At 56.2% G+C, this 22,778-nt stretch carries 16 protein-coding genes; 9 read left to right on the plus strand and 7 right to left on the minus strand.

The window, feature by feature from the left end; all coding sequences use genetic code 11:
- Positions 1 to 206 precede the first annotated feature (206 nt).
- The gene (locus tag K0J45_RS17455) at positions 207 to 1,238 is read left to right on the plus strand and encodes a DUF4382 domain-containing protein (RefSeq protein WP_220043475.1); all 1,032 of its coding nucleotides are present in this window, start codon (positions 207 to 209) and stop codon (positions 1,236 to 1,238) included.
- 102 nt (positions 1,239 to 1,340) lie between these two features.
- Here K0J45_RS17455 and K0J45_RS17460 read toward each other — a convergent pair whose 3' ends face one another.
- Both K0J45_RS17460 and zntR read right to left on the minus strand, forming a co-directional pair.
- Positions 1,341 to 2,765 (minus strand): SO_0444 family Cu/Zn efflux transporter, encoded by a 1,425-nt coding sequence (locus K0J45_RS17460; RefSeq protein WP_220043476.1) that lies wholly within the window; start codon positions 2,763 to 2,765, stop codon positions 1,341 to 1,343.
- 3 nt (positions 2,766 to 2,768) lie between these two features.
- On the minus strand, positions 2,769 to 3,245 hold the full coding sequence (gene zntR / locus K0J45_RS17465; protein WP_011867207.1) for a Zn(2+)-responsive transcriptional regulator: 477 nt from the start codon (positions 3,243 to 3,245) through the stop codon (positions 2,769 to 2,771).
- Positions 3,246 to 3,543: 298 nt separating this feature from the next.
- Between zntR and purH the strand changes: the two genes are divergently transcribed.
- From purH to K0J45_RS17480, 3 genes are all read left to right on the plus strand, one after another.
- Positions 3,544 to 5,133, plus strand: coding sequence for a bifunctional phosphoribosylaminoimidazolecarboxamide formyltransferase/IMP cyclohydrolase (purH, locus tag K0J45_RS17470; RefSeq protein WP_220043477.1), 1,590 nt, complete (start codon positions 3,544 to 3,546; stop codon positions 5,131 to 5,133).
- A 51-nt stretch (positions 5,134 to 5,184) separates the two neighbouring features.
- Positions 5,185 to 6,486, plus strand: coding sequence for a phosphoribosylamine--glycine ligase (purD, locus tag K0J45_RS17475; protein WP_220043478.1), 1,302 nt, complete (start codon positions 5,185 to 5,187; stop codon positions 6,484 to 6,486).
- A gap of 288 nt (positions 6,487 to 6,774) precedes the next feature.
- Positions 6,775 to 9,777 (plus strand): hypothetical protein, encoded by a 3,003-nt coding sequence (locus tag K0J45_RS17480; RefSeq protein ID WP_220043479.1) that lies wholly within the window; start codon positions 6,775 to 6,777, stop codon positions 9,775 to 9,777.
- 109 nt (positions 9,778 to 9,886) lie between these two features.
- Here the strand turns inward: K0J45_RS17480 and K0J45_RS17485 are convergent, their stop codons facing one another.
- Complete coding sequence (locus K0J45_RS17485; protein ID WP_144202533.1) at positions 9,887 to 10,693, minus strand: SDR family oxidoreductase; 807 nt, start codon at positions 10,691 to 10,693, stop codon at positions 9,887 to 9,889.
- Positions 10,694 to 10,782: 89 nt separating this feature from the next.
- Positions 10,783 to 13,356 (minus strand): sensor domain-containing protein, encoded by a 2,574-nt coding sequence (locus K0J45_RS17490; protein ID WP_220043480.1) that lies wholly within the window; start codon positions 13,354 to 13,356, stop codon positions 10,783 to 10,785.
- A gap of 323 nt (positions 13,357 to 13,679) precedes the next feature.
- On the opposite strand from K0J45_RS17490, the gene K0J45_RS17495 reads away from it, so the two are divergent.
- The 4 genes from K0J45_RS17495 to K0J45_RS17510 all read left to right on the plus strand — a co-directional run bounded on the left by K0J45_RS17495 (position 13,680) and on the right by K0J45_RS17510 (position 17,441).
- Positions 13,680 to 14,381, plus strand: coding sequence for a spondin domain-containing protein (locus tag K0J45_RS17495; RefSeq protein WP_220043481.1), 702 nt, complete (start codon positions 13,680 to 13,682; stop codon positions 14,379 to 14,381).
- A 6-nt stretch (positions 14,382 to 14,387) separates the two neighbouring features.
- The gene (locus tag K0J45_RS17500) at positions 14,388 to 15,119 is read left to right on the plus strand and encodes a spondin domain-containing protein (protein WP_434086942.1); all 732 of its coding nucleotides are present in this window, start codon (positions 14,388 to 14,390) and stop codon (positions 15,117 to 15,119) included.
- Between the two features lie 97 nt (positions 15,120 to 15,216).
- Entirely contained in the window at positions 15,217 to 15,945 is a 729-nt protein-coding gene (locus tag K0J45_RS17505; RefSeq protein ID WP_220043482.1) for a response regulator transcription factor, read from the plus strand.
- A gap of 2 nt (positions 15,946 to 15,947) precedes the next feature.
- The gene (locus K0J45_RS17510; protein WP_220043483.1) at positions 15,948 to 17,441 is read left to right on the plus strand and encodes a sensor histidine kinase; all 1,494 of its coding nucleotides are present in this window, start codon (positions 15,948 to 15,950) and stop codon (positions 17,439 to 17,441) included.
- 8 nt (positions 17,442 to 17,449) lie between these two features.
- Here K0J45_RS17510 and K0J45_RS17515 read toward each other — a convergent pair whose 3' ends face one another.
- Positions 17,450 to 17,665 (minus strand): hypothetical protein, encoded by a 216-nt coding sequence (locus K0J45_RS17515; protein ID WP_220043484.1) that lies wholly within the window; start codon positions 17,663 to 17,665, stop codon positions 17,450 to 17,452.
- Positions 17,666 to 17,842: 177 nt separating this feature from the next.
- A complete protein-coding gene (gene hemE, locus K0J45_RS17520; protein ID WP_011867218.1) occupies positions 17,843 to 18,907 on the minus strand; it encodes a uroporphyrinogen decarboxylase in 1,065 nt (354 codons plus the stop codon).
- Between the two features lie 477 nt (positions 18,908 to 19,384).
- Here hemE and K0J45_RS17525 point away from each other — a divergent pair, with 477 nt between their 5' ends.
- Positions 19,385 to 19,855: an Rsd/AlgQ family anti-sigma factor gene (locus K0J45_RS17525; RefSeq protein ID WP_011867219.1), complete on the plus strand. Its 471-nt coding sequence runs from the start codon at positions 19,385 to 19,387 to the stop codon at positions 19,853 to 19,855.
- A gap of 109 nt (positions 19,856 to 19,964) precedes the next feature.
- Here the strand turns inward: K0J45_RS17525 and acnB are convergent, their stop codons facing one another.
- Entirely contained in the window at positions 19,965 to 22,562 is a 2,598-nt protein-coding gene (gene acnB / locus K0J45_RS17530) for a bifunctional aconitate hydratase 2/2-methylisocitrate dehydratase (RefSeq protein WP_220043485.1), read from the minus strand.
- Positions 22,563 to 22,778 lie beyond the last annotated feature (216 nt).

Genomic DNA, 22,778 nt, shown 5'->3' on the forward strand with positions numbered 1-22,778 from the left:
AGTGCTCACCACCCTGGCAATTAAACTTTATTCATAGTGCACCTTTTAGCCCTGTTTTCGGTGGACTTGGGCGTCTGTTCGCCTATCCTTATAGCTCCACTTATAAAAGCAAAAGCAAGAATCAACCGCGCCGAGACTCGCTGCCTCCCCTTAGGGCATAGCGACTTTGGCACCATTGATTAACCAAGATGATAAACAGGTAACCTATGAAGTATTCAAAATCGATTATCGCCATAGCACTCACCAGCCTACTCGCCGCCTGTGGTGGCAGCGATGACACACCGGAAACGCCTAAGACGGGTGTCTTCAGCCTGGGAGTATCGGACAACCCTGCCGACGCTAAAGTCGTGAATATCGCCTTCAAACAGGTCGTACTCAAAGGTAGCGATGGCTCCCTGTCATTCGACGTCTCAGAAAACGGCGAGCTGAAACACGTCGACCTGCTGACGGTACAAGGCCAGGAGGTCGAGACACTGGTGAGCGGCCAGTCTATTCCGGTCGGCGAGTACCAGATGTGTATCTACATGCAAAACAGCGAAGTGGCCGACACCAACAGCTCTTACGTGAAAACCATGGATGACATGGACGCGGGTCTGGTCACCAACAGCAACGGTAGCTGTGGCGGCGTGGGCGCCGAAGAGGAAGGCACGGGTCGCCTCTTCTTCAACAAGGCCTTCACCATTGCGGCCGGCGTAAACAACTTCGTCGCCGAGTTTAACCTCTCTCAAGGCCTGCAGGCTCCCCACGGCAACAAGGACTACTGGACCCTTAAGCCTACCGCGGTACAGCTGGTTAACAACGCCGAAGTCGGCGCCATTCACGGCATGGTCGACGCCAGCGTGATGGCAGACTGTGAAGCCGCCGCCGGTGGTTCAGAGTTCAGCCCGGCCGTCTACCTCTACCCAACGGCGACCACGCTGGAGAACATGCTGGACTTCCGCCTAGAGGCCGACATCACCGAGCCGCAAGTGGCACCTATCGCCTCGGCCCGCGTCAACCCTGTCACCGACGAGACAGAAACCGTGGTGGGTTACGAGTATGAGTTTGGCTTCGTCGCTGCCGCTAACTACAGCCTGGGCTACACCTGTCTGGCACAGAATGACGATCCAGAAGTGGCCAACGGCCCACAGGATGTCGAAATGCCTTTCTTCATCCACGTGGATGAGCAGGACGTGACCGTTACCCAAGGCACCACCACAGAGCGTGACTTCGACGCTGCCGAAGTACCTGCGCCATAAGCCCTTGGGCTAAGCGTTTATTTGTGAAGTAACCAATAAACAGACAGCAAAAAGGCACTCTCATGAGTGCCTTTTTTATTGGCTAAATGCGCGATCTCAATATTAAGAGCAGCAATCCCGGCGCCACCAGTTTTTCGGCAGCTTGGCCAGCAAGACTTTGAGCATCAAAATCGCCAGTATGATCCCCGAGGCATTTACCACCAGGGAAGGCAGCAGGTTATGCTGCTCGCCCACCTGAGGCATCACCTCGAAACCAAAGGTCGCCACCAAGTAGTTCACCAAGACGCCCGATACCAAGGCCACACCCAAGACACCACCCAGGTAGCCATAGAGGGCGCGTTTACCCAGCTCCTTGGTTACCACCCCCAGGGTTGCGATATTAGTTGCCGGACCCGCCAGCATGAAGACCAGCACGGCGCCTGGCGATACCCCTGCCAGCAACAGGCCCGCGGCAATCGGCGTCGATGCCGTAGCACAGATATACATGGGCACAGAGATCAGTACCATCACCAGCATAGCCAAGATGCCATCGCCCCACTTGGCCATGAAATCCCCCGGCACATAGGTCTGCACCAGGGCCGCGAAGAAGAGACCGATCAGCAGCCAGACTGTGGTGTCACGCACCAGGTCAGTCGCCGCATAGTGCAGGCCCTTACCCATGCGCGCCAGCACCGAAGTGCCCTTGAGCTCACTGGCGACATCTTTGGTGGACTCGCAGCAACTCTCGCCCTGGGCAACACTCTGATTATCCGCCTTAGCACTCGAACAGCATGAGCTCGCCGCCTTCACCTCTTGCTTACTGCTGCAACATGAGCTGACCGGCTCGGGGGCCGCCTTGCTGGCGCAGCATGAACCGCTCGCGGGCTTCACCGACGTCGGAGCAACCACTGGCTTAACCAAGGCTTCTTGCTTGAGAATGGCATCTGAGCTCACGGGGCGCATCATCATGGGCGAGGCATCCTCCGTCATGCGCACAGGCGCACTCTGCTTGTCACCACAGCAGCTCGATGATTCAACCTTTTCGAGCGACTTTTGAGCTGGCTTACTGCTACAGCAGCTGCTCGCCTCAGCCTTGTCCGCCCCGTTTTGCTTAGAACTGGCCGAATGAGCCACTTCACCAGCCTTGGCTTCATCATCGTCACGTCCCACCAGCAGCCCGGCGACAATGGCGCTAGTGACCGCGGCTATGGGTCTGACAACCGCCATGAAGGGGCCGAGCAGCACGTAGGAGACGCTCACAGAGTCGATGCCCGTCTCAGGGGTGGACACCAAGAATGAGGTGGTGGCGGCCTTAGAGGCGCCCGAGCGGCGCAGGCCGACGGCGGCAGGGATCACACCACAGGAACAGAGCGGCAGGGGCGCGCCTAACACGGCAGCCTTGATAGTGGTCTTCACCCCATGGCCACCCAGCTGCTTCTGCATCCAGGTCATGGGCACAAACATCTTCAACATACCGGCAAGCACCAGACCCAGCAGCAACCAGGGCGCGGAATCGAGAAAAAGATCGATAAAATTAGATAACAACATAGGTTAACCCTTTAGCTTACAACTGGTTTTATATTCGGTTTCGCCGTGATCATGGCTGTGGTTTTCACACTTCACCTCGACATTAGACTCGAGCGCCTCCAGGATGGAGCAGTGTTCGGCGCTCTCCGGCCCACCACAACAGGCATCGGATAGCCGCTGCAGGGAGACGCGAAAATGATTCAGCTCGGCGATCTTCTCTTCCACATTGGCCAGTTTGATATCCACCATTCCCTTCACATCGGCGCAGGCCCAGTTGGACTTGTCCAGATCGATAGATAACAGCTCGGTGATCTCCGACAGGGTGAAGCCCACCGCCTTGGCCCTCAGAATGAAGCGCAGACGCTCGGCGTCCTGTTCTGTGTAGAGGCGGTAACCCGAGTCGCTGCGCATCGACGGCGATAACAGGCCATGTTTCTCGTAGAAACGCAGGGTATCGGCCTTGACCTCACACTGTTTGGCTAACTCTCCAATACGAAACATCTTGCCTCCACGGCGCCTTTTTCATTGCGATAGTGCCAGTATAAACCTTAGAGTTAAATCTAAGGTCAAGGGTTATTCTGCCGTAAATTGCAATCTGTTGCTTGTTCGCCATGGCGTATTGTGAAATCGCACAGAAAAAAACAGCATGGCACACAGTTTTACGGTAAAATACGCGCGCCGCGATGGGGAGTCGACTATTTGAGGGGCTTTTGGAAAGCAATACGCTTATGGTTAGCAAGCACTAACTGTTCTGTTTTCCGAAAGATCCTTAAAATAACCACTGGACCCTGTACCTAAAATGAATAATGCCAGACCTATTCGTCGCGCGCTGTTAAGCGTTTCTGATAAAACCGGAATCCTGGAGTTTGCACAAGCCCTGCACGCTCAAGGTGTTGAACTGCTATCTACCGGCGGCACCGCCCGTCTGCTAGCAGACAACGGTGTGCCTGTCATTGAAGTCTCTGACTACACGGGCCATCCTGAGATCATGGACGGCCGCGTAAAGACCCTGCACCCTAAAGTGCACGGCGGCATCCTCGGCCGTCGCGGTATCGATGAGATAGTGATGGAACAGAACGCCATTAAGCCTATCGATCTGGTTGCCGTTAACCTCTACCCCTTTGCCGAGACTGTGGCCAAAGAAGGCTGCACCCTGGCCGACGCCGTGGAAAACATCGACATCGGCGGCCCAACCATGGTGCGCTCTACCGCGAAGAACCACAAAGACACCACCATTGTCGTTAACGCCAAAGACTATGATCGCGTGATCCAAGAGATGCAGGCCAACCAGGGTAGCACCACGCTGGAGACACGTTTCGATCTGGCTATCGCCGCCTTCGAACACACGGCCGCCTACGATGGCATGATCGCCAACTACTTCGGCACCATGGTACCGGCTCACAGCCAAGACGAATGCCACCAGGATTCTAAGTTCCCACGCACCTACAATACTCAGTTGGTGAAGAAGCAAGATCTGCGTTACGGCGAAAACAGCCATCAGAGCGCCGCCTTCTATGTGGACCTCAACATCGACGAAGCCTCGGTTGCCAGCGCGACTCAGCTACAGGGTAAGGCACTGTCTTACAACAACATCGCCGATACCGATGCGGCGCTGGAATGCGTTAAAGAGTTCAGCGAGCCGGCCTGTGTTATCGTCAAGCACGCCAACCCTTGTGGCGTCGCCATCGGCAAGGATCTGCTCGAGGCCTACAACCGCGCCTACCAGACCGACCCAACCTCAGCCTTCGGCGGTATCATCGCCTTCAACTGTGAGTTGGATGCCGAGACCGCCAGCGCCATCGTCGAGCGTCAGTTTGTCGAGGTGATCATCGCACCAGTCGTTAGCCAGGCGGCACGCGACGTGGTGGCAGCCAAGGCCAACGTTCGTCTGCTGGAGTGTGGTCAATGGGCTACCAAGACCCGCAGCCTGGACTACAAGCGCGTCAACGGCGGCCTGCTGATCCAAGACAGAGACCAAGGCATGGTCGAGATGAGCGACATCAAGGTAGTGACCAAGCGTCAGCCCACCGAAGCCGAGATGAAAGATCTTATGTTCTGCTGGAAGGTGGCCAAGTTCGTTAAGTCTAACGCCATCGTCTACGCCAAAGATAGCATGACAATCGGCGTTGGCGCCGGCCAGATGAGCCGCGTCTACAGCGCCAAGGTTGCCGGTATCAAGGCTGCCGATGAGAATCTGGAAGTCGTAGGTTCGGTCATGGCATCCGATGCCTTCTTCCCGTTCCGCGATGGCATCGACGCCGCGGCGGCCGCCGGTATCAGCTGTATCATCCAGCCGGGCGGTTCGATTCGCGATGAAGAGATCATCGCCGCCGCCGACGAGCATGGCATGGCCATGGTCTTCACCGGCATGCGTCACTTCCGTCATTAATTTGCTTTCGCGCCTGGGTCACAAGCCCGGGCGCCGTTTTAAGGATATAGCATGAACGTATTAGTAATAGGTAGCGGCGGACGCGAACACGCCCTGGCCTGGAAGGCCGCCAAGTCACCCCTGGTCGAGAGAGTCTTCGTGGCACCGGGCAACGCCGGCACAGCGCTGGAGCCTAAGCTTGAGAACGTTTCGATTGCCGTCGAAGCCATCTCTGAGCTGGTGAGCTTTGCCAAGGAGCAGGCGATCGAGCTGACTATCGTCGGCCCGGAAGTGCCGCTGTCATTAGGCGTGGTCGATGCCTTCAACGAAGCTAAGCTACCTATCTTCGGTCCAACCCAAGGTGCGGCGCAGCTAGAGTCTTCTAAGGCGTTCACCAAGGACTTCCTGGCCCGTCACCATATTCCGACCGCGGCCTACTCGAACTTCACCGAGATCGATCCTGCCAAGGCTTACGTTACCGAAGTCACCGCCAACACTGGCTTCCCCATCGTCATCAAGGCCGACGGCCTGGCGGCGGGTAAAGGGGTGATCATCGCCCAGGATCAGGCCGAAGCCGATGCGGCTATCGAAGATATGCTGGCCGGTAACAAGTTTGGCGACGCGGGTTCTCGCGTGGTGATCGAGGAGTTCCTGAAAGGCGAAGAAGCCAGCTTCATCGTCATGGTCGATGGCAAGAATATTCTGGCCATGGCCAGCAGCCAGGACCATAAGGCCAGAGACAATGGCGACAACGGCCCAAACACGGGCGGCATGGGCGCCTACTCTCCTGCTCCAGTGGTCACTCAAGCGGTTCACGACTGGACCGTTGAAAACGTCATTCGACCAACCGTAGACGGCATGGCTGCTGAAGGTAATGTCTACACAGGTTTCCTCTACGCCGGTCTGATGATTGCGCCAGATGGCAGCGCCAAGGTACTGGAATACAACTGCCGCTTCGGCGACCCTGAGACTCAGCCTATCATGATGCGTCTTCAGTCAGATCTGGTCGAGCTCTGCCTGGCCGCCACCCGTGGCGAGCTGGACAAGGTGACCGCCGAGTTCGACAGCCGCGCCGCCGTAGGTGTGGTAATGGCTGCCGGTGGCTACCCAGATGCCTATCGCAAACATGATGTGATCGAGGGACTCAGCCTGGGCGGCGATGATGCCAAGGTATTCCACGCGGGCACTAGCATGAAGGATGGCCATGTGGTCACCAACGGCGGCCGCGTCTTGTGTGCCACCGCCCTGGGCCAAGATGTGACTCAGGCGCAGCAGCGTGCCTATCAACTGGTCAACGAGATCCACTGGGATGACGTCTATTTCCGTACCGATATCGCCTATCGCGCTATCGCCCGGGAAAACGAGCAGGCCTAATACCCATAAAGGGATATTCATGGAAAGTTGAGATCTAAGTCACGCTCTGTTTTCATGCAATAAAATCGCATAAAAGCACCTATACTCCATAAGGGTATTAGGTGCTTTTTTATACGACTCAATAAGTTAACTGCTAATCCCGAATCATGTATTAAAAATAGCCTGAATACATTATTTCTATACAGTAAAAACCACAATATTAGCATAATTCAATATTTTACCCTCATATTGCAGCAGAATATTCACATCTGTATACTCGCCGCCTCTGTTTTTTAAGCTGGAGGCTTAATGAGATACTTCATCCTGTTGTTCACCCTTTTACTTACCGCTTGTGGCGGAGGCGACTCGGACAGTCCTGCACCACAAGCCGAAAAACTAGCGCACCCTGGCATTAAAGTTCAGGAACTGGTGCAAACCTATGCGCCAGATCAGCGCCTCACCCCGGCCATCACGGGCAAGTTAGGCAGCATCAGCTACCAATTGGTTAACGGCGCCCCAGCCGATGTGGTCAAGATCTCTGCCGACAAGCAGTATCTCGCTATCCTCAATGCCGGCACCACAGAACTGATCGCCACAGATAGCGGCAACAGCCAGACCAAGCCGGTCAGCCAACGTTTTAGCATCAGCATCAATAAGGCGCCTCGTACGCCGCTACTGACTAACGATATCAGCCAGGGCTATGTCGCCGGCGCCCTGCTCTCTCCTAGCATCAGCGGTGTAAAAGGCAGCCTCAGCCTGATGCTGGCCGAGGGTCAGCCCGCAAATGTGGTGACAGTAGACGCCCAGGGTAAGATCACCGTGCTAGGCAGCGGCAGCGTCAAACTGCTGGCCAAAGATGATGGCGGCCGTAACTTCCAGGCCGACTCGCGCGAATTTCAGGTCAACATCTCGCCTGCCGAGACCGCCTTTGCCACCTATCAGAATATCGCAGGCAAGCCATTGATCTTTGGCGGTAAGCTACTGCCCGTCTACAGCGGCACCCCCACCACAGAGGCTCACTTCCAGCTGGTTGCAGGCGCCAATACTCAGGTGGTTCAGGTACACCCCACCACAGGGGCGATGAACATACTTGGCGCCGGTGAGACCCAGGTTGAGGTGCAGCAAGTCGCGCCGGCCAACCATACTCAGGTGCCAGTTCAACGCTTTAGCGTTCAGGTCGACAAGGCGCAGAACCTGGCCTTCAAGGCAAGCGATGTCACCACACGTTTCGATGCCGATAAGACGGCGAGCTTCGATGTCACCGGCGTCCAGGGCAAGCTGCATTACGCCATCAAGGCGGGCGCGGCCGAAGATGTCATCAGCATCACAGATGCCGAGCAAGGTGAGTTTAGCTTCCAGGGCGTCGGCGAGACTGAGGTCGAGGTAACCGACGCCGGTAACCACAACTACCTGAGCGCGACTCGCACCTTCAAGGTCAAGGTCGAGGCCATGATCGCTGGCTCACTGCAGGCAATCGATATCGATACCCAATATCAGGCCAATCAAACCCTGACGCCGCAAGTTGTCGGTGCCAAGGGCAAGCTAAGCTACAGCCTGACCGCAACCAGCGCCACCGATGTGGTCACACTGGACACCACAACCGGCCAGATGCAGGTGTTGAAGCCAGGCGAGGTGACGGTGCTCATCAATGATGATGGCGGCGAGCTTTGGACGGCGCAAACGCAGCAATTTACTGTTACCATCGCCAAGCAGGATAACAGCCTGTTTGTGGTGGAAAATAGCCGTGTGGACTTTGCCGCAAACGCGCCCTTCGTCCCTCAACCCAGTCATAATCAGGGCCAGGTCAGCTACCAGGTAGACAATGGCGGCGACGGCGTCTTCAGCCAGGATGCCGATACCAAGGCGATCACTATCGTCGCCGCAGGCCGAGGCTGGATCACCGCAACCGATGCGGGCAATGACTTCTATAATCCCGCCAGCAGCCGTTTCTTCGTCGATGTTGCGCCGCTATACGGTAGTCTGCAAATATCGTCCGTGCGCAGTCAATATGCGCCGGGCAAGACGATCGCTATTCCCATGTCGGGCGTCGTCGGCAGCCTGAGTCTGAAGCTACATAGCGGTCAGAGTGATGTGGTCAGCGTCGACCTAGCCAACAAGACCCTGACGGTTAAGAACGCGGGCAGCGTCACCTACATAGTGACAGACGACGGTGATGCCGGTCATCTATCGCAGAAGGCCGAGCTAAATGTAGTGATCGACAAGGGAGCCGAAAACCCTGAACTGGCACTCTCAAGCGAGTTGATCAGCGCGGTATACAGTGCTGGCACCAAGCTCAAGGCTCCAGGTGTCAGCGGTCGCGGTGTCGACAGTCAGCTCAGCTACTATGCCGATATCGCCTCGAGCAAGGTGGTGAGTCTCGACCTGACCAGCGGTGAGATGACGGTGCTGGCGGCCGGCACGGCGAAGGTGACTGTGATCGAGCAGAGCCGCAACTACGAGCGCACCCTACTCGACTTCAACGTCAGCGTGGCTAAGGCAGTTCACCCTGGCCTCAGCCTGGATGAGATCACTCAATCAGTGGTCTACTACCCGGACCGCAAGGTGTTACCGCCAGAGTTTACCAACGTCTTTGGTAACCTCACCTATGCCTTCGGTCTGCAGGTATCACCCGAGTATGCCGAGCTCACCTCGACGGGCGAACTCACCCTGCATGCCTACCCACGTTCTGGCGATAACGACTACTTCGACATCATAGTCACCGACGATGGCGGCAACAATTATCAGAGCACCAGCCTCAACTACAAGCTGTTCCTCAAGGATATCGAGCCAGGCCTTGGCGAAGAAGCCAGCCTGACCTTCGATGGCAGCGAGCTGCAGCTCGTCTCTCCGGCAGAGGTTGCCGCGGGCGATGTCTCCTACTTCACCGCCATAGGTGGACGTGGCGATGCCATCAGCAAGGATGGCGACGATGAACTGAGTGGTGGCTATACCACTATGCTGACACAGGTGTGTACCGACCCGGACAATTACAAGGGCTGCACCTTTATCACCCTGAGGCTGCAAAACACCAGCCTGTGTAGTGACGGCAGTCGAGTCGCCTATCCGCTGGCTTCCAGCAGTCGCTACACCTGCCCAGGCCTGAGTCAGCCGGTCAGCTCCGAGGTTAGCGTCAGCATGCATGACGAGGATCCTTACAACGCCTGGTTCGTTAATCCAGGACGTTTTAAGACCCTCAAGCCTATCGTGGTGACTCATTTTGCCAAGCCATATCGCAGCGGCGACATGGTCGAGGCGGGCGACGTTCAGGCCAGAGCCTGGTGGCTGATCAACCTGGATATCACCAAGGAATAAGCTCGACTTTACTCCTTATACAAAAAGCCCAGTTTAGACTGGGCTTTTTTATTGCTCTTCTGCTTTTACCTGAGACATTAGGAGCTAGGGCAGTCCTTAGCAAATCTAATCAATGTCCTGAGGCGATCGCCTTGCGGGCGATCTTGTCGATAAGGCCTGGGGCAATGATCTTAAACCAGCGACCCAAACGGCCCCGCGTCGAGGTGATAAGCAGTCGCTTACGCCCGGCAATGGCCGGCAGCATCATCTGGGCGCACTGCTCGGCGGTGATGATCTTAGCCTCCTGCATCGGGCTCTTACCGAGAGGCTTGCCCTGACCATCCAGGGCGCGCTTATGGATCTCAGACACCACGAAATCGGGACAGATATGGGTGACGGCCACATCATGTTCCACCAGCTCGATGCGCAGCGAGTCGAAGAACCCCATCACAGCATGCTTAGAGGCACTGTAGCCGCTGCGGGTAGGCACACCGGTGAGGCCCGCTACCGAAGCCACCACCACTATCTGACCACGACTGGCCTTTAGATGCGGCAGGGCAAAATGGGTCAGCATGGCCGGGGCCAGATAGTTAACCTGCATCACACGTTCGAGAATGGAGAGGTCTTCGAGCTCATCGAAGCGCGACCACATGGTCATGCCGGCATTGTTGACCAAAATATCCAGGCGGCCAAAATGGGCCACACAGGCATCGATGAGGCCTTGGCAGGCAGCGGCGTCGGTGACATCGGCAGGGATCACTAAGGGCGGCACGCTGGCGATGGACGAGAGCTCCTGCTGCAGGGAGTGCAATCGCCCCTGACTGCGGGCGGTGAGCACCAATCGACATCCCAGGGGCGCCATCGCCTTGGCCAGGGCGCGGCCAATTCCCTCTGAGGCTCCCGTGATGATAACGACCTTGTCGGCTAAAGTTTGCATCGAAAACCTAAGGTGTGAATGGATGGGTAAGCCACAAATTCACACACTTAAGCCCAAAGTACAAGCCTTAAAACGGGTCGATTATGGGGTTAGGCCATCAGCCGATGCACATTGTCGGTCGGTGTTGTGAGGTATTGATCCAAGCTCTTGGGACGCCCGATGGCATAGCCCTGGGCATAGTTGATGCCGATCGACTTGAGGCGCTCGATGATCTCCTGATTCTCCACGAACTCAGCCACCGTCTCTATACCCATCACGCGGCAGACGTCGTGTATCGATTTAACGATGGCATAGTCCTTGGCGTTGCTGGCCAGCGACTTGATGAAGCAGCCATCGATCTTCACATAGTTCACCGGCAGCTCCCGCAGGTAGCCGTAGGAGGCAAACCCGGTGCCGAAGTCGTCCAGGGCGAAGGAGAAGCCTTGCTTCTTCAGCTGATTGAGCATCTCCATCGCCCGGTTACGATTCTGAATCGCACTGGTCTCGGTGATCTCGAAACAGATGCACTGACTAGGGATGGCGAAACGCTCCAACTGAGCGATGATATAGTCCACCATGCCCTCGGCCCCCAGGCTGTTGGCCGAGAGGTTGATCGACAGACAATGATCCGTCCACAGCTCCTCATGCAGAGAGAGCCAGAGGAAAGTCTTACGTATCACCTCTTTATCCACATCAGTCATCAGCTTGAAGCGTTCGGCCGCGGCGATAAACTGCGCCGGCGCCAGGATACGCCCACAGGGTTCCTGGATCCTCAGCAGAACCTCCATGCGCTGTTTGCCCTGAGGCCCCAACGCCTTGATGGGCTGATAGTAGAGCAGTAGCTCGTTGTGTTCGATCGCCTGGGCGATACGCACCGCCCATTTGGGAGCGTTGCGCTGATAGGTGAGTTCCTTGTCCTTATCATCATAAAAATGCACCTGATTGCTGCCCTTGCGCTTGGCGGCGATACAGGCGATATCGGCATCTTTGAGCAGCTCCAGCGCATTGATATAAGGTGCCCTGGCCAATGCCACCCCGGCGCTGATCCCCACATGATAATGGCAGCCGTGATGCTCCATCACCTGTTTGCCGACGGCATTGATGATCTGTTTCACCTGCTGAGCCAGTGCCACCACGCCTAAGTCTTTCAGCGCCAGGCCAAACTCGTCGCCGCCCAGGCGAGCCAGCAAGCCCTGCCCCTCCAGGCTGGCCTGAATCGCCTTGGCCACCATCTTCAACATGGCATCGCCGGCGTTGTGGCCGCAGGAGTCGTTGATAAGCTTAAACTGCTCCAGGTCGAAATAGCAGATCGCCAGGGTCTGGGCATCTTCGGCAAAGGCTTGTAATCGCTCCTCGAAGGCGCAGCGATTGAGTAGGCCGGTGACATTATCGAAGTTTGCCCTGCGTCTGAGCTGATGCTTGAGCAGCTCCTCTTGGGTGATATCCCGCAGCACGATCACTGTGCCGATGATCTTGTTGTTCGGTCCCTTGAGGTTGCTGATGCTGCGCTCCATCAGCCTGGGCGTATGACTGGTAAACTTGACCTTGCTCAGCATGGGCGTCGGCGTACCGCTCGCCATGAAGGCAAACAGCGACTGATTCAGCTCGGGCTCGCTACGAAACACCTTATCCAAGTTCATCCCCACCGCAGATTCGGCCTTCACCTTGAGCAGCTGCTCCGCCTGGGGGTTGAGATAGATCACCTTGGCCCAGCTGTCGGTGAGGATCACCGCCTCGGCGATCGCCTCCAGGGTGATCTTGGAGCGCTCCTTCTGCTGGAAGATCCGCGCCAGCAGGCTGTTGACCTGCTCGGAGATCACCATAAATTCCGAGGTGCCCTTGGCCCGGATCGGTTGATAGGTCTTCGCCGTCGGATCCACCCGCGAGAGCTGACGCAATAGCTGCTTGAGGGGATCGACCACCCCATGGCGCAGCCAGAGGTAGCCCAGCAACAACAGCAACAGGCTGATGCCACCGATGAGATAGACCAGGGTCGCCGGACCGCTCTGCACCAGGCTGTCTCTCTGTGTCAGCTCGATATCTAATAGCAGCGAATGGTCACCGAGCAGGCTAGGCACCTCCAGGGTCACCCGCTGTGGCGATGTCTGCGCCAGCAGGCTCGGCGTGGTGGTCGCGAGCCTCAGTCCCGCCAGCGACGAATAAGCCTGATAGTGTTCGAATAATTGATTGTCGACCCGGCGCACCATCAGCAGGCGCCTGTTGTCAGACAGAGGGATCACGCAGGCCAGAAAACCTTGCTTTCCCTGAAGCAGAAAGCCGGTGCGAACGCCATCCAGAGTCAGGAGAGCGGGCCAGAGCGCATCGAGATCCAAAGCCAGGGTTTCCGGGCTGGGCTCTGCAAAAGCGCGAATGCCATCGTCCTCTACACCGTAGAGGCTGACATGGGCAGACAAGGCCATGGCATGCCAGGTCGCCGACAGGGTCTGACGCTGCTCTTCAGGCAAGAGCGCCATGGGCACGCCGTAGAGCTGGGCCAGCATCTCAAACTGCCCCAGATCTTCCTCGAGATGGTGGGCGATATTCTGCTGCGCCCGCTGACTCATCTCTTGGTGAAGATCGCTCAGGCGCAGTTCATACCAGGCATTTAACCCATAGGAGATGGCCATGATGGCGGGCAGGCAGAAGCCGGCCACAAAAACCACAATTTTCTTGCTAATGCGCATCTTGTCTCTGAGCCATCCTATCGGTGTCGCGTTTTGGGGCTAAGTTCGAATCGGCGAGGAAAATACCCTATTTGCCCTAGGGTTTAAACCGCCGGGCGACTGCCCGTTGCAAAACTAGCCAATAGCCTGCCTGCGGCGAGCGGCCGCTGCATTGACTTAGCGCAGGAATTGACGATTGAACGGTAATTCTAAGGACAAATTGGGAGCCAGTTCACCGCCAAACGTCAGTTGTGAAGCTTTTGTGATAATTTGGCGATACTTAAGTGAACTCCGAACGCCATGCTTGAAGCTAGGATTCGATCATGTCAATCAGGAGAACACCCATGACCCTACGCAAAATCAGCGCCGGCCTATTGTTAGCCGGTTTAGTCGCCACCCCAATCAGCGCAGCCGAACTCACCATCAGCATCAGCAACCTCACCCATGGCAATCACTTCACCCCAGTCCTCATCGCCGCCCATGATGCTCAGATGCATCTGTTCCAGGCAGGCGAACCTGCCACCAGCGCACTGCAGAAGATGGCCGAAGGAGGTGATATCGCCGATCTCGCCGCCATGGTTGACGGCGCCAGCGGCGTCACCCTGTCTAACCCGGCCGGCGGCCTGATGGCACCGGGGCAGAATGTCGCCAGCATCAGCTTTGACTCCCTGGCGATGACGCATCTGTCCCTGGTCGCCATGATACTGCCTACCAACGACGCCTTCGTCGGCTTGGACAGCTGGGAGATCCCATCCACGCCCGGCACCTATACCCTGAACCTCAACGCCTACGACGCAGGTACCGAGGCCAACGATGAGATCATTAATGGCGGCGGCATGCCAGGCGTGCCGGGGATCCCTGCGGCGCCGGGCGGAGATGGCGGCAGCAATGCTAGCGGCGTGGCCGACACCAGTCCCAACGACAAGGTGCATATCCACCCCGGCATTCTGGGTGATACAGACCCTGCTGGCGGCATGAGCGATCTCGACAGCCGGGTACACCGCTGGCTCAACCCGGTCGCCCGCGTCACCATCACAGTTAAGTAGGAGGCCATGATGAAACTGCAACAGCTCAAGAATGGCCTCCCCTTAACGGCGGCGGCACTCACTGTAGGGTTGATGCTCAGCGCCTGCTCAGACAACGACCATGATACGAATATGCCAGAGCCACCGGCACCGCCCGTGGAGCGCAGCTTTACCCTGACGGTGACCAACCTGACCGCGAATCAACCTATGTCGCCCCTCGCGCTGCTGGCAACCTCCAACGGCTATCATGCCTGGCAAAACGGCGAGCCTGCCAGCCTGGCGCTGGAGCAACTGGCCGAGGGCGGCGATCAGTCGGGCTATAACGCCGAGATGGACGGCATCAATATGGTCGTTAGCGGCGCAGGCATACTCCCTCCCGGGGCGAGTGAAAGCCTAACCCTGACCCAAACCGAGGCGGCAACTGCATCCCTGTCGCTGCTGACCATGCTGGTCAACACCAACGACGCCTTCAGCGGCCTGGACGCCATAGATATCAGTCATATAGCCGTGGCTGAGACACTTAGCTTCTACACCCCCGCCTATGACGCCGGCACAGAGGCCAACAGCGAACTCAAGGGAAGCATCCCAGGGCCGGCGGATGGTGGTGAAGGCTTTAATGCGGCCCGCGACGATGTGGATCGTGTGCACCTGCACCCAGGAGTGATCAGCCAGAACGATGGCCTGAGCGACTCTGTGCTCAAGGCCAGTCATAGGTTCGACAACCCTGTGCTCAAGGTAACCATTCAGCGCACCCGCTAGTAAGCCAGGTTAACCGACCAGCATTATTTAGCATCGACGAAATAAATTCCCTCTGGGCTGGGTCTACTGGATGTAGGCCAACTAGAGGGAGTTTGCTATGTCTGTGTTAAACGGTGACAGGACGCTAGGTGAAGGGCGTCGCATCTTGCTGGTCGAGGATGAACCGGATCTCGCCCGCCTGATCCGACTCAACCTGGAATCTCTGCAACATGAGGTGACCCAGGTCAGCACTCTGAACCAAGCCAGGCAACAGCTGCGCAGCAAGTGTTTCGATCTCCTGCTGCTGGATCGCATGCTGAGCGATGGCGATGGCCTGACCCTGTGCCAGCAACTGCGTCAGGAGGGCAAGAGCCTACCCTGCATGATGATCACCGCCAGAGACAGCGAGGCAGATATAGTCCTCGGCCTGGAGTCCGGCGCCGACGACTATTTAGTCAAACCCTTCAGCGTGTTGGAACTCAGGGCCAGGGTCAAGGCGCTGCTCAGACGCTCCGCTCAGCAGGCCGCCGACCAGTATGCCCTCACCTTTGACGAACTGGTGATCGACAGCAAGACGCGTGAAGTCACCGCCGCCAATCAGCCCCTGGCCCTCACCGCCAGGGAGTTCGATCTCCTCTACTACCTGGCCCAACATCCGCGCCAGGTGTTCAGCCGTATGCAGCTGCTGGAAGCCGTGTGGGGTTACTCCTATGCGGGTTATGAGCACACGGTCAACAGCCACATCAATCGCCTCAGGGCTAAGCTGGCCTGCTGCCCCAGTAGCAACGAGCTGGTGCAGACGGTATGGGGCGTGGGCTATAAGTTCGCCCCACCGGCGGCGCACTAGCCATGGTCAACAGCCTGTTCGGCCGCATCCTGCTGCTTGCCAGCGCCTGTGTCTTGCTGCTGTTTCTCGGCTTCTGGCAGTGGTTTAGCCTGAGTCAGCAACACAGCCAGCGGCTGGTGCAACAGTCCCTGCACAGGGAACTGGCGACCCATATGGCCGAAATAAACCCACTTCTGTCACAGGGGCTCACCTCGGACGCCGCCCTCAAGGAGGCCTTTCACGACCTCATGTTGCTGGGGCCCAGCTTCGAGATCTACACCTTAGACACTCAAGGCAAGGTGATCGCCTTCGATGCCAGGGAGGAGCAGATCAAGACCCACAGGGTGGACATCACCAAGATTCATTCCTTCCTCAAGGGTGATACCCTGCCAATCCTGGGCACAGATCCCAGGAGTGATGGCCAGCAGAAGATCTTCTCCGCCAGCCCACTCATAGGCCCAAATGGCACCCTCAGCGGCTACCTCTATGTGATCATCGGCGGCGAAGCCTTCGATAGTTGGCAGTCGCTTATTCAGGCCAAAGACCTGCCCGAGCGCTGGGGCGTCGCCCTGGGTGGCTGGGCACTGTTTACCCTGATCTTATTTGCCCTGCTGCTGCGTTACCTGACCCGGCCCCTCAATCGTCTCACCCAGGCCCTGGGCGAGCTGGAACACAAACCCATAGACCAGCCCCTCGCCCTGCCCCTGGCGCCGAGCCGCAGCCAAGAGATGGCCCAGCTCAATGGGCAGATCAATCGTCTGTTAGAAGAGGTAGCCCAGAAGCAGCGACAGGTCACGGCGCAGCAGGCGGCCAAGCAGGAGTTCCTGCTGCACCTGTCACACGACCTCAAGACGCCGCTGACCACCTTACTGGGATACCTGGATACCTGGCTGCTGAGCCCGGCCGATGCGCGCGACGACAGTCTGCTGCAGTACGCGGCCGCCTCGGGGCAGAAGCTACAGCAGTTGCTGGCGCAGATGCTCGAGTTGGCGGCTCTGGAGAACGGTCAGATCAAGGCGAACATGCGCCGGGTCTCGCTGAAGTCGATTCTCGATGAACTCAACCAGACCTTCACCCCCAAGGCTAAGCGGGCCGAGGTCAGCCTCCGCCTAGTCCAAGGTGAAAATGAGGGCAAGAGTGAGGGCGAGAGAGAGTTCCTCTATACGGATCCTCAGCTCATGAGCCGGGTGCTCAACAACCTGCTGGACAACGCCCTACGCCACACACCGCCGGGCGGTGAGATCGCCGTCTATCCCCAGACGCTGGCCTCTGGATCTTATCTGGTGATTCAGGACTCGGGCAGCGGCATGCAACCCGAAGCCATTGCCGCCCTGCAGCATACTCCTAGCCCAAGCCAACCCGAGCTCTACTATTGCCGGGGCGAAACGCTGCCGCAGCTAGGCGTCGGCCTGGCGATCGTCAGGCAGCTATTGGCCAGACTCGGCTGTCGTATCGAGGTGCAGAGTGCAACCGATCGGGGCAGCCGATTCATGATCGCACTGCCCCGATATCGATGAGGTGGGGTTTATTGCGGGGAGATCACCAGATGGCGGCGGAGGAAGGGGTACGCCAGGCTAGCCAGCGAGGCGAAGAGGCAGGCCCACATGACCACCACCAATGCGGCAACCATATATTGGCCCAGAATAGTGTCAGCGTTAGCAACATAGATATGGTGAATCCCATTAAGCAGACCGAAGAAGACTGCGAAACATATCACGCTGATTGCTATAAACTTTTTCACATCGAAATCCTTGTTTTTCCCTGACTGAATTCAGGTTAGCAGATGCTCTCCGATAATACACATTGGTTACTATTCGAATTTTTAATAGGTCTAGAGGGAAGGATTAACAGGGATTCACGGGCAAAAAAATAGCCAGTCGAGTTACCCCGACTGGCTAGCTTTCAAGCTTAATGCCACTTACTTGTGGTATTGCGCCGACAGTTCGTGAACTGACTTGATGAAGGCGCCGGCATGCTCTGGATCCACATGTTGGTGAATACCATGGCCCAGGTTGAATACATGGCCCGAACCTTCACCGTAACCGGCCAGGATCTGACGCACTTCTTCATGGATGCGCTCTGGTGAGGCGTAAAGCATAGAAGGATCCATGTTACCCTGCAGGGCAACCTTGTGACCCACGCGGCGACGAGCGTCGGCAATGTCCACTGTCCAGTCCAGACCCAGTGCATCACAGCCAGTCTCGGCCATCGCCTCCAACCATAGTCCGCCACCCTTAGTGAACAGCGTCACAGGCACCTGACGACCATCGGCATGGCGGGTCAGACCGTCGACGATCTTCTGCATGTAGCGCAGCGAGAACTCGCGGTAAGCGGTATGAGACAGGGCGCCGCCCCATGAGTCGAAAATCATCAGTGACTGGGCACCGTTGGCCACCTGTGCATTCAGGTACAGGGTCACGGCATCGGCCAGCTTATCTAGCAACATGTGCAGCGCCGCAGGCTCCGCATAGGCCATCTTCTTGATCTTCTCGAAGGTCTTGCTCGAACCGCCCTCGACCATGTAGGTCGCCAGTGTCCAAGGTGAACCAGAGAAACCGATCAGCGGCACTTCGCCTTTCAGCTCACGGCGAATGGTGCTAACGGCCTTCATCACATAACCAAGCTCATCTTCTGGATCCGGCACGGCCAGCTTCTTGATGGCATCAAGCGTATCGGTTGGACGCTCGAAACGAGGACCCTCACCGGTTTCGAAATAGAGACCCAGGCCCATGGCATCTGGCACGGTCAAAATATCAGAGAATAAGATCGCAGCATCGAGATCGTAACGACGAAGTGGTTGCAACGTCACCTCACAGGCCAACTCGGCATTGCGGCACAGTGACATGAAGTCGCCGGCTTGTGCGCGGGTTGCTTTGTATTCAGGAAGGTAACGACCCGCCTGACGCATCATCCACACAGGAGTCACATCAACAGGCTGTTTTAGTAAGGCACGTAAATAACGATCATTTTTTAGTTCTGCCATAAGGCTCTATTCCTACGCTTATTGATTTTCGCTGGGACAGTAGTTTAGCATTTACGCGAGTAAAGTAACCTCCATCGGCGCATTTATGTGACAAACGCCGCTTGATTATTTTTTTACCCCCTCGCGCTTTCACTCAAGGTTTGGCCTAGAGCGCAAATTGCTCGCCTCAGCCCTCAATTCGCTAGAAAAAAGTTGCACCCCCTCTTTGCCTTTGGTATAAAAAGTCTGCGCTAGCAAGAACAATCAAGAAGCTCGTCGCATCGAGCCCGCAAAAACTTTACTCGCCCAGCGATAGATTTCTATCGCTGGGCATTTTATTTCTACCCCTCTCATCGACAACGTCTCCGTCATTTTGTATACAAAACAAGCAGATTCGACCAGCTGAAAGATCGCCCGGATCGACTAAAAAATGGTTGATCAAAGCGGTATTTCTCACCTACATTAGAAGTCATAGAATAACTTGCGATGGGGACCATCATGCTAAAGCAATTGGAACGGGCCGAACAGAAATGGGGTGGCGCCAATACACTGATTGATCAATGGCTAAACCACCGTCGTAAGCTGCTGATTAACTACTGCCAAATCGCCGGGTTGCCGCCCTACGAGGCGATAGACAAGTCACTTCCCGCCTTCAAGTCGGTGAAAGAGTTCTGCGATCTTCTGGTGGATTATGTGTCCGAGGGGCACTTCGAGGTCTATGATCGAGTAGTCACCGCCTGCGAGAAAAACGGCGAATCCAGCCAGGCCTTGGCGCAGACCATAGTGCCTAAGATCAGCGAAACCACAGATATGGCCCTGGACTTCAACGACAAGTACACCAGTGCCAGCGACGACAAGATCCTCTATCAGCTGGACAAAGATCTCTCCTCACTCGGCGATGCCATGGAGACACGTTTCCAACTGGAAGATCAACTACTGGAAGTGCTGCACAGCAAATACTCGGCATAAACGACGAAGAGCAAGCGCCTAAACGCACTTTCCCTATCGCTGACATACAATAGCGCAGACAAAAAAAAGGCCAGCTAATCAGCTGGCCTTTTCGCGTTATCAATTTCGATTACACGGCAGACTGGAAGATCACTTCGCCCGCTTTTTGTGTGTATGAATCGATCTGGTCGAAGTTCAGGTAACGGTAAGTATCGGCTGCAGTCGCATCGATCTCTTTCGCATACTCTTGATACTCTTCAACGCTTGGCAGACGACCCAGCAGTGCGGCAACCGCGGCCAGCTCGGCAGACGCCAAGTAAACGTTTGCGCCAGTACCCAGACGGTTCGGGAAGTTACGGGTAGAGGTAGAAACTACCGTTGCACCCTCGGCAACACGTGCCTGGTTACCCATACACAGAGAACAACCTGGGATCTCGATGCGTGCACCGACACGACCGAAGATGGCATAGTAACCCTCTTCTGTCAGTTGATCGCGGTCCATCTTAGTTGGTGGTGCGATCCACAGACGGGTTGGTAGCGTCTTGGCGAACTTGTCTAGCATCTTACCGGTTGCACGGAAGTGGCCGATGTTAGTCATACAAGAACCAACGAACACCTCGTCGATCTGGGTGTCTTTCACCTGAGACAGGAGCACGGCATCATCTGGATCGTTTGGTGCACACAGGATAGGCTCTTTGATCTCGTTCAGATCGATCTCGATCACTTCGGCGTATTCTGCATCAGCATCGGCTGCCATCAATTCTGGGTTAGCCAACCACTCTTCCATCGCGGCGATACGACGCTCGATAGTGCGACGGTCACCGTAACCTTCGGCGATCATCCACTTCAACATCACTATGTTAGAGTTGAGGTATTCGATGATAGGCTCTTTGTCCAGCTTAATGGTACAACCAGCAGCACTGCGCTCGGCAGAGGCATCAGACAGTTCGAATGCCTGCTCAACCTTCAGCTTCTCAAGACCTTCGATCTCCAGAATACGACCAGAGAAGGCGTTGATCTTGCCTTTCTTCTCAACGGTCAGCAGACCCATCTCGATCGCCTTGTGCGGAATCGCATGTACCAGGTCACGTAGTGTGATACCAGGCTGCATTTCGCCCTTGAAGCGAACCAAAATAGACTCAGGCATATCCAGTGGCATCACACCAGTCGCAGCGGCGAAAGCCACCAGACCAGAACCCGCTGGGAAAGAGATACCGATTGGGAAACGAGTATGCGAGTCACCACCTGTACCTACGGTATCAGGCAGCAGCATACGGTTTAGCCAAGAGTGGATAACACCGTCACCTGGACGCAGCGACACACCGCCACGGTTCATGATGAAGTCAGGTAGTGTGTGGTGAGTGTTCACGTCAACTGGCTTAGGATAAGCGGCAGTGTGACAGAATGACTGCATGGTCAGGTCGGCGCTGAAGCCAAGACATGCCAAGTCTTTCAACTCGTCACGTGTCATAGGACCTGTGGTGTCTTGTGAACCCACAGAAGTCATCTTAGGCTCGCAGTATTGGCCTGGACGCACACCGGCTACGCCGCATGCCTTACCCACCATCTTCTGTGCCAGGGTGTAACCCTTGCCAGAATCGGCCACATCTTGTGGACGTACGAATACGTCAGAGGCTGGTAGACCTAGGGTCTCACGAGCGCGATCAGTCAGACCACGACCGATGATCAGCGGAATACGGCCACCGGCACGTACTTCGTCAAGCAGCACGTCAGTCTTAAGCTTGAACTCAGAGATCACTTCGTCGCTGCCATGTAGCTTAACCACACCTTCGTATGGGTAGATGTCGATCACATCGCCCATGTTCATCTTGCTTACATCTAGCTCGATTGGCAGTGCACCGGCATCTTCCATAGTGTTGAAGAAGATAGGAGCGATCTTGCCACCTAGACAGAAACCACCGGCACGCTTGTTAGGTACGAATGGGATATCGTCGCCCATGAACCAAAGTACAGAGTTGGTCGCAGACTTACGTGAAGAACCTGTACCCACAACGTCACCCACATAAACCAGTGGATGACCCTTCTGTTTCAGGGCTTCGATCTCATTGATTGGGCCTTTCACGCCCGCTTCGTCTGGTACTATGCCATCGCGCGCGTTTTTCAGCATCGCCAGGGCGTGCAGTGGGATATCTGGACGAGACCAGGCATCGGGAGCTGGTGACAGATCGTCAGTGTTGGTTTCACCCGTCACCTTGAATACGGTCAGGGTAACCTTGTCGGCCAGCTTAGGACGGCTGAGGAACCACTCGGCGTTCGCCCAAGACTCAACCACTTGCTTAGCGTGAGCGTTGCCCGCTTGCATCTTCTCAACCACATCGTGGTAGGCATCGAACATCAGCAGGGTGTTTGACAGCGCCTTAACCGCCAATGGTGCCTGAGCGTCATTGTCGAGTTGCGCAATCAGCGGCTCGATGTTGTAACCGCCCTGCATGGTACCCAGTAGCTCAACGGCGCGCGCCGCAGACAGGATAGGAGATGTTGCCTCACCTTTGGCAACCGCATCGAGGAAACCGGCTTTCACATAGGCCGCTTCGTCAACACCTGGTGGAATTCTGTTTTCCAGCAGGTCGAGGATGAACTCCTCTTCACCCGCAGGTGGATTCTTAACTAATTCGATTAATTCGGCCACTTGATGGGCATCTAGTGGCTTAGGGACTACGCCCTCTGCAGCACGTTCTGCGACGTGTTTACGATATGCTTCTAGCACGGCAACATTCCTCTTTGTTTGGCGTTCTAACAGCGAAACTGCACGTCTTCAATTCTGAAGCTCACAGTCAAGCAGGCTCAACCCGTATTTCCGGCCGCATTATACTACAGCTTTGCAAAAGTATGAATCAGATCACACTCTTAGAAGTGAGAAATTACCGGGATTTCCTAGGGTGCCCAGCAAATTAGCGCAGCCCTGAAACAAATGAAATTAGAC

The organism is Shewanella alkalitolerans, from assembly GCF_019457575.1.
In the GTDB taxonomy this organism is placed as follows: Bacteria; Pseudomonadota; Gammaproteobacteria; order Enterobacterales; family Shewanellaceae; genus Shewanella; species Shewanella loihica.

Bases quoted from the DNA above. Each gene is read 5' to 3' on its own strand.
- K0J45_RS17455 (WP_220043475.1), top strand. From the start codon at position 207: ATGAAGTATTCAAAATCGATTATCGCCATAGCACTCACCAGCCTACTC.
- K0J45_RS17460 (WP_220043476.1), bottom strand. From the start codon at position 2,765: ATGTTGTTATCTAATTTTATCGATCTTTTTCTCGATTCCGCGCCCTGG.
- zntR (WP_011867207.1), bottom strand. From the start codon at position 3,245: ATGTTTCGTATTGGAGAGTTAGCCAAACAGTGTGAGGTCAAGGCCGAT.
- purH (WP_220043477.1), top strand. From the start codon at position 3,544: ATGAATAATGCCAGACCTATTCGTCGCGCGCTGTTAAGCGTTTCTGAT.
- purD (WP_220043478.1), top strand. From the start codon at position 5,185: ATGAACGTATTAGTAATAGGTAGCGGCGGACGCGAACACGCCCTGGCC.
- K0J45_RS17480 (WP_220043479.1), top strand. From the start codon at position 6,775: ATGAGATACTTCATCCTGTTGTTCACCCTTTTACTTACCGCTTGTGGC.
- K0J45_RS17485 (WP_144202533.1), bottom strand. From the start codon at position 10,693: ATGCAAACTTTAGCCGACAAGGTCGTTATCATCACGGGAGCCTCAGAG.
- K0J45_RS17490 (WP_220043480.1), bottom strand. From the start codon at position 13,356: ATGCGCATTAGCAAGAAAATTGTGGTTTTTGTGGCCGGCTTCTGCCTG.
- K0J45_RS17495 (WP_220043481.1), top strand. From the start codon at position 13,680: ATGACCCTACGCAAAATCAGCGCCGGCCTATTGTTAGCCGGTTTAGTC.
- K0J45_RS17500 (WP_434086942.1), top strand. From the start codon at position 14,388: ATGATGAAACTGCAACAGCTCAAGAATGGCCTCCCCTTAACGGCGGCG.
- K0J45_RS17505 (WP_220043482.1), top strand. From the start codon at position 15,217: ATGTCTGTGTTAAACGGTGACAGGACGCTAGGTGAAGGGCGTCGCATC.
- K0J45_RS17510 (WP_220043483.1), top strand. From the start codon at position 15,948: ATGGTCAACAGCCTGTTCGGCCGCATCCTGCTGCTTGCCAGCGCCTGT.
- hemE (WP_011867218.1), bottom strand. From the start codon at position 18,907: ATGGCAGAACTAAAAAATGATCGTTATTTACGTGCCTTACTAAAACAG.
- K0J45_RS17525 (WP_011867219.1), top strand. From the start codon at position 19,385: ATGCTAAAGCAATTGGAACGGGCCGAACAGAAATGGGGTGGCGCCAAT.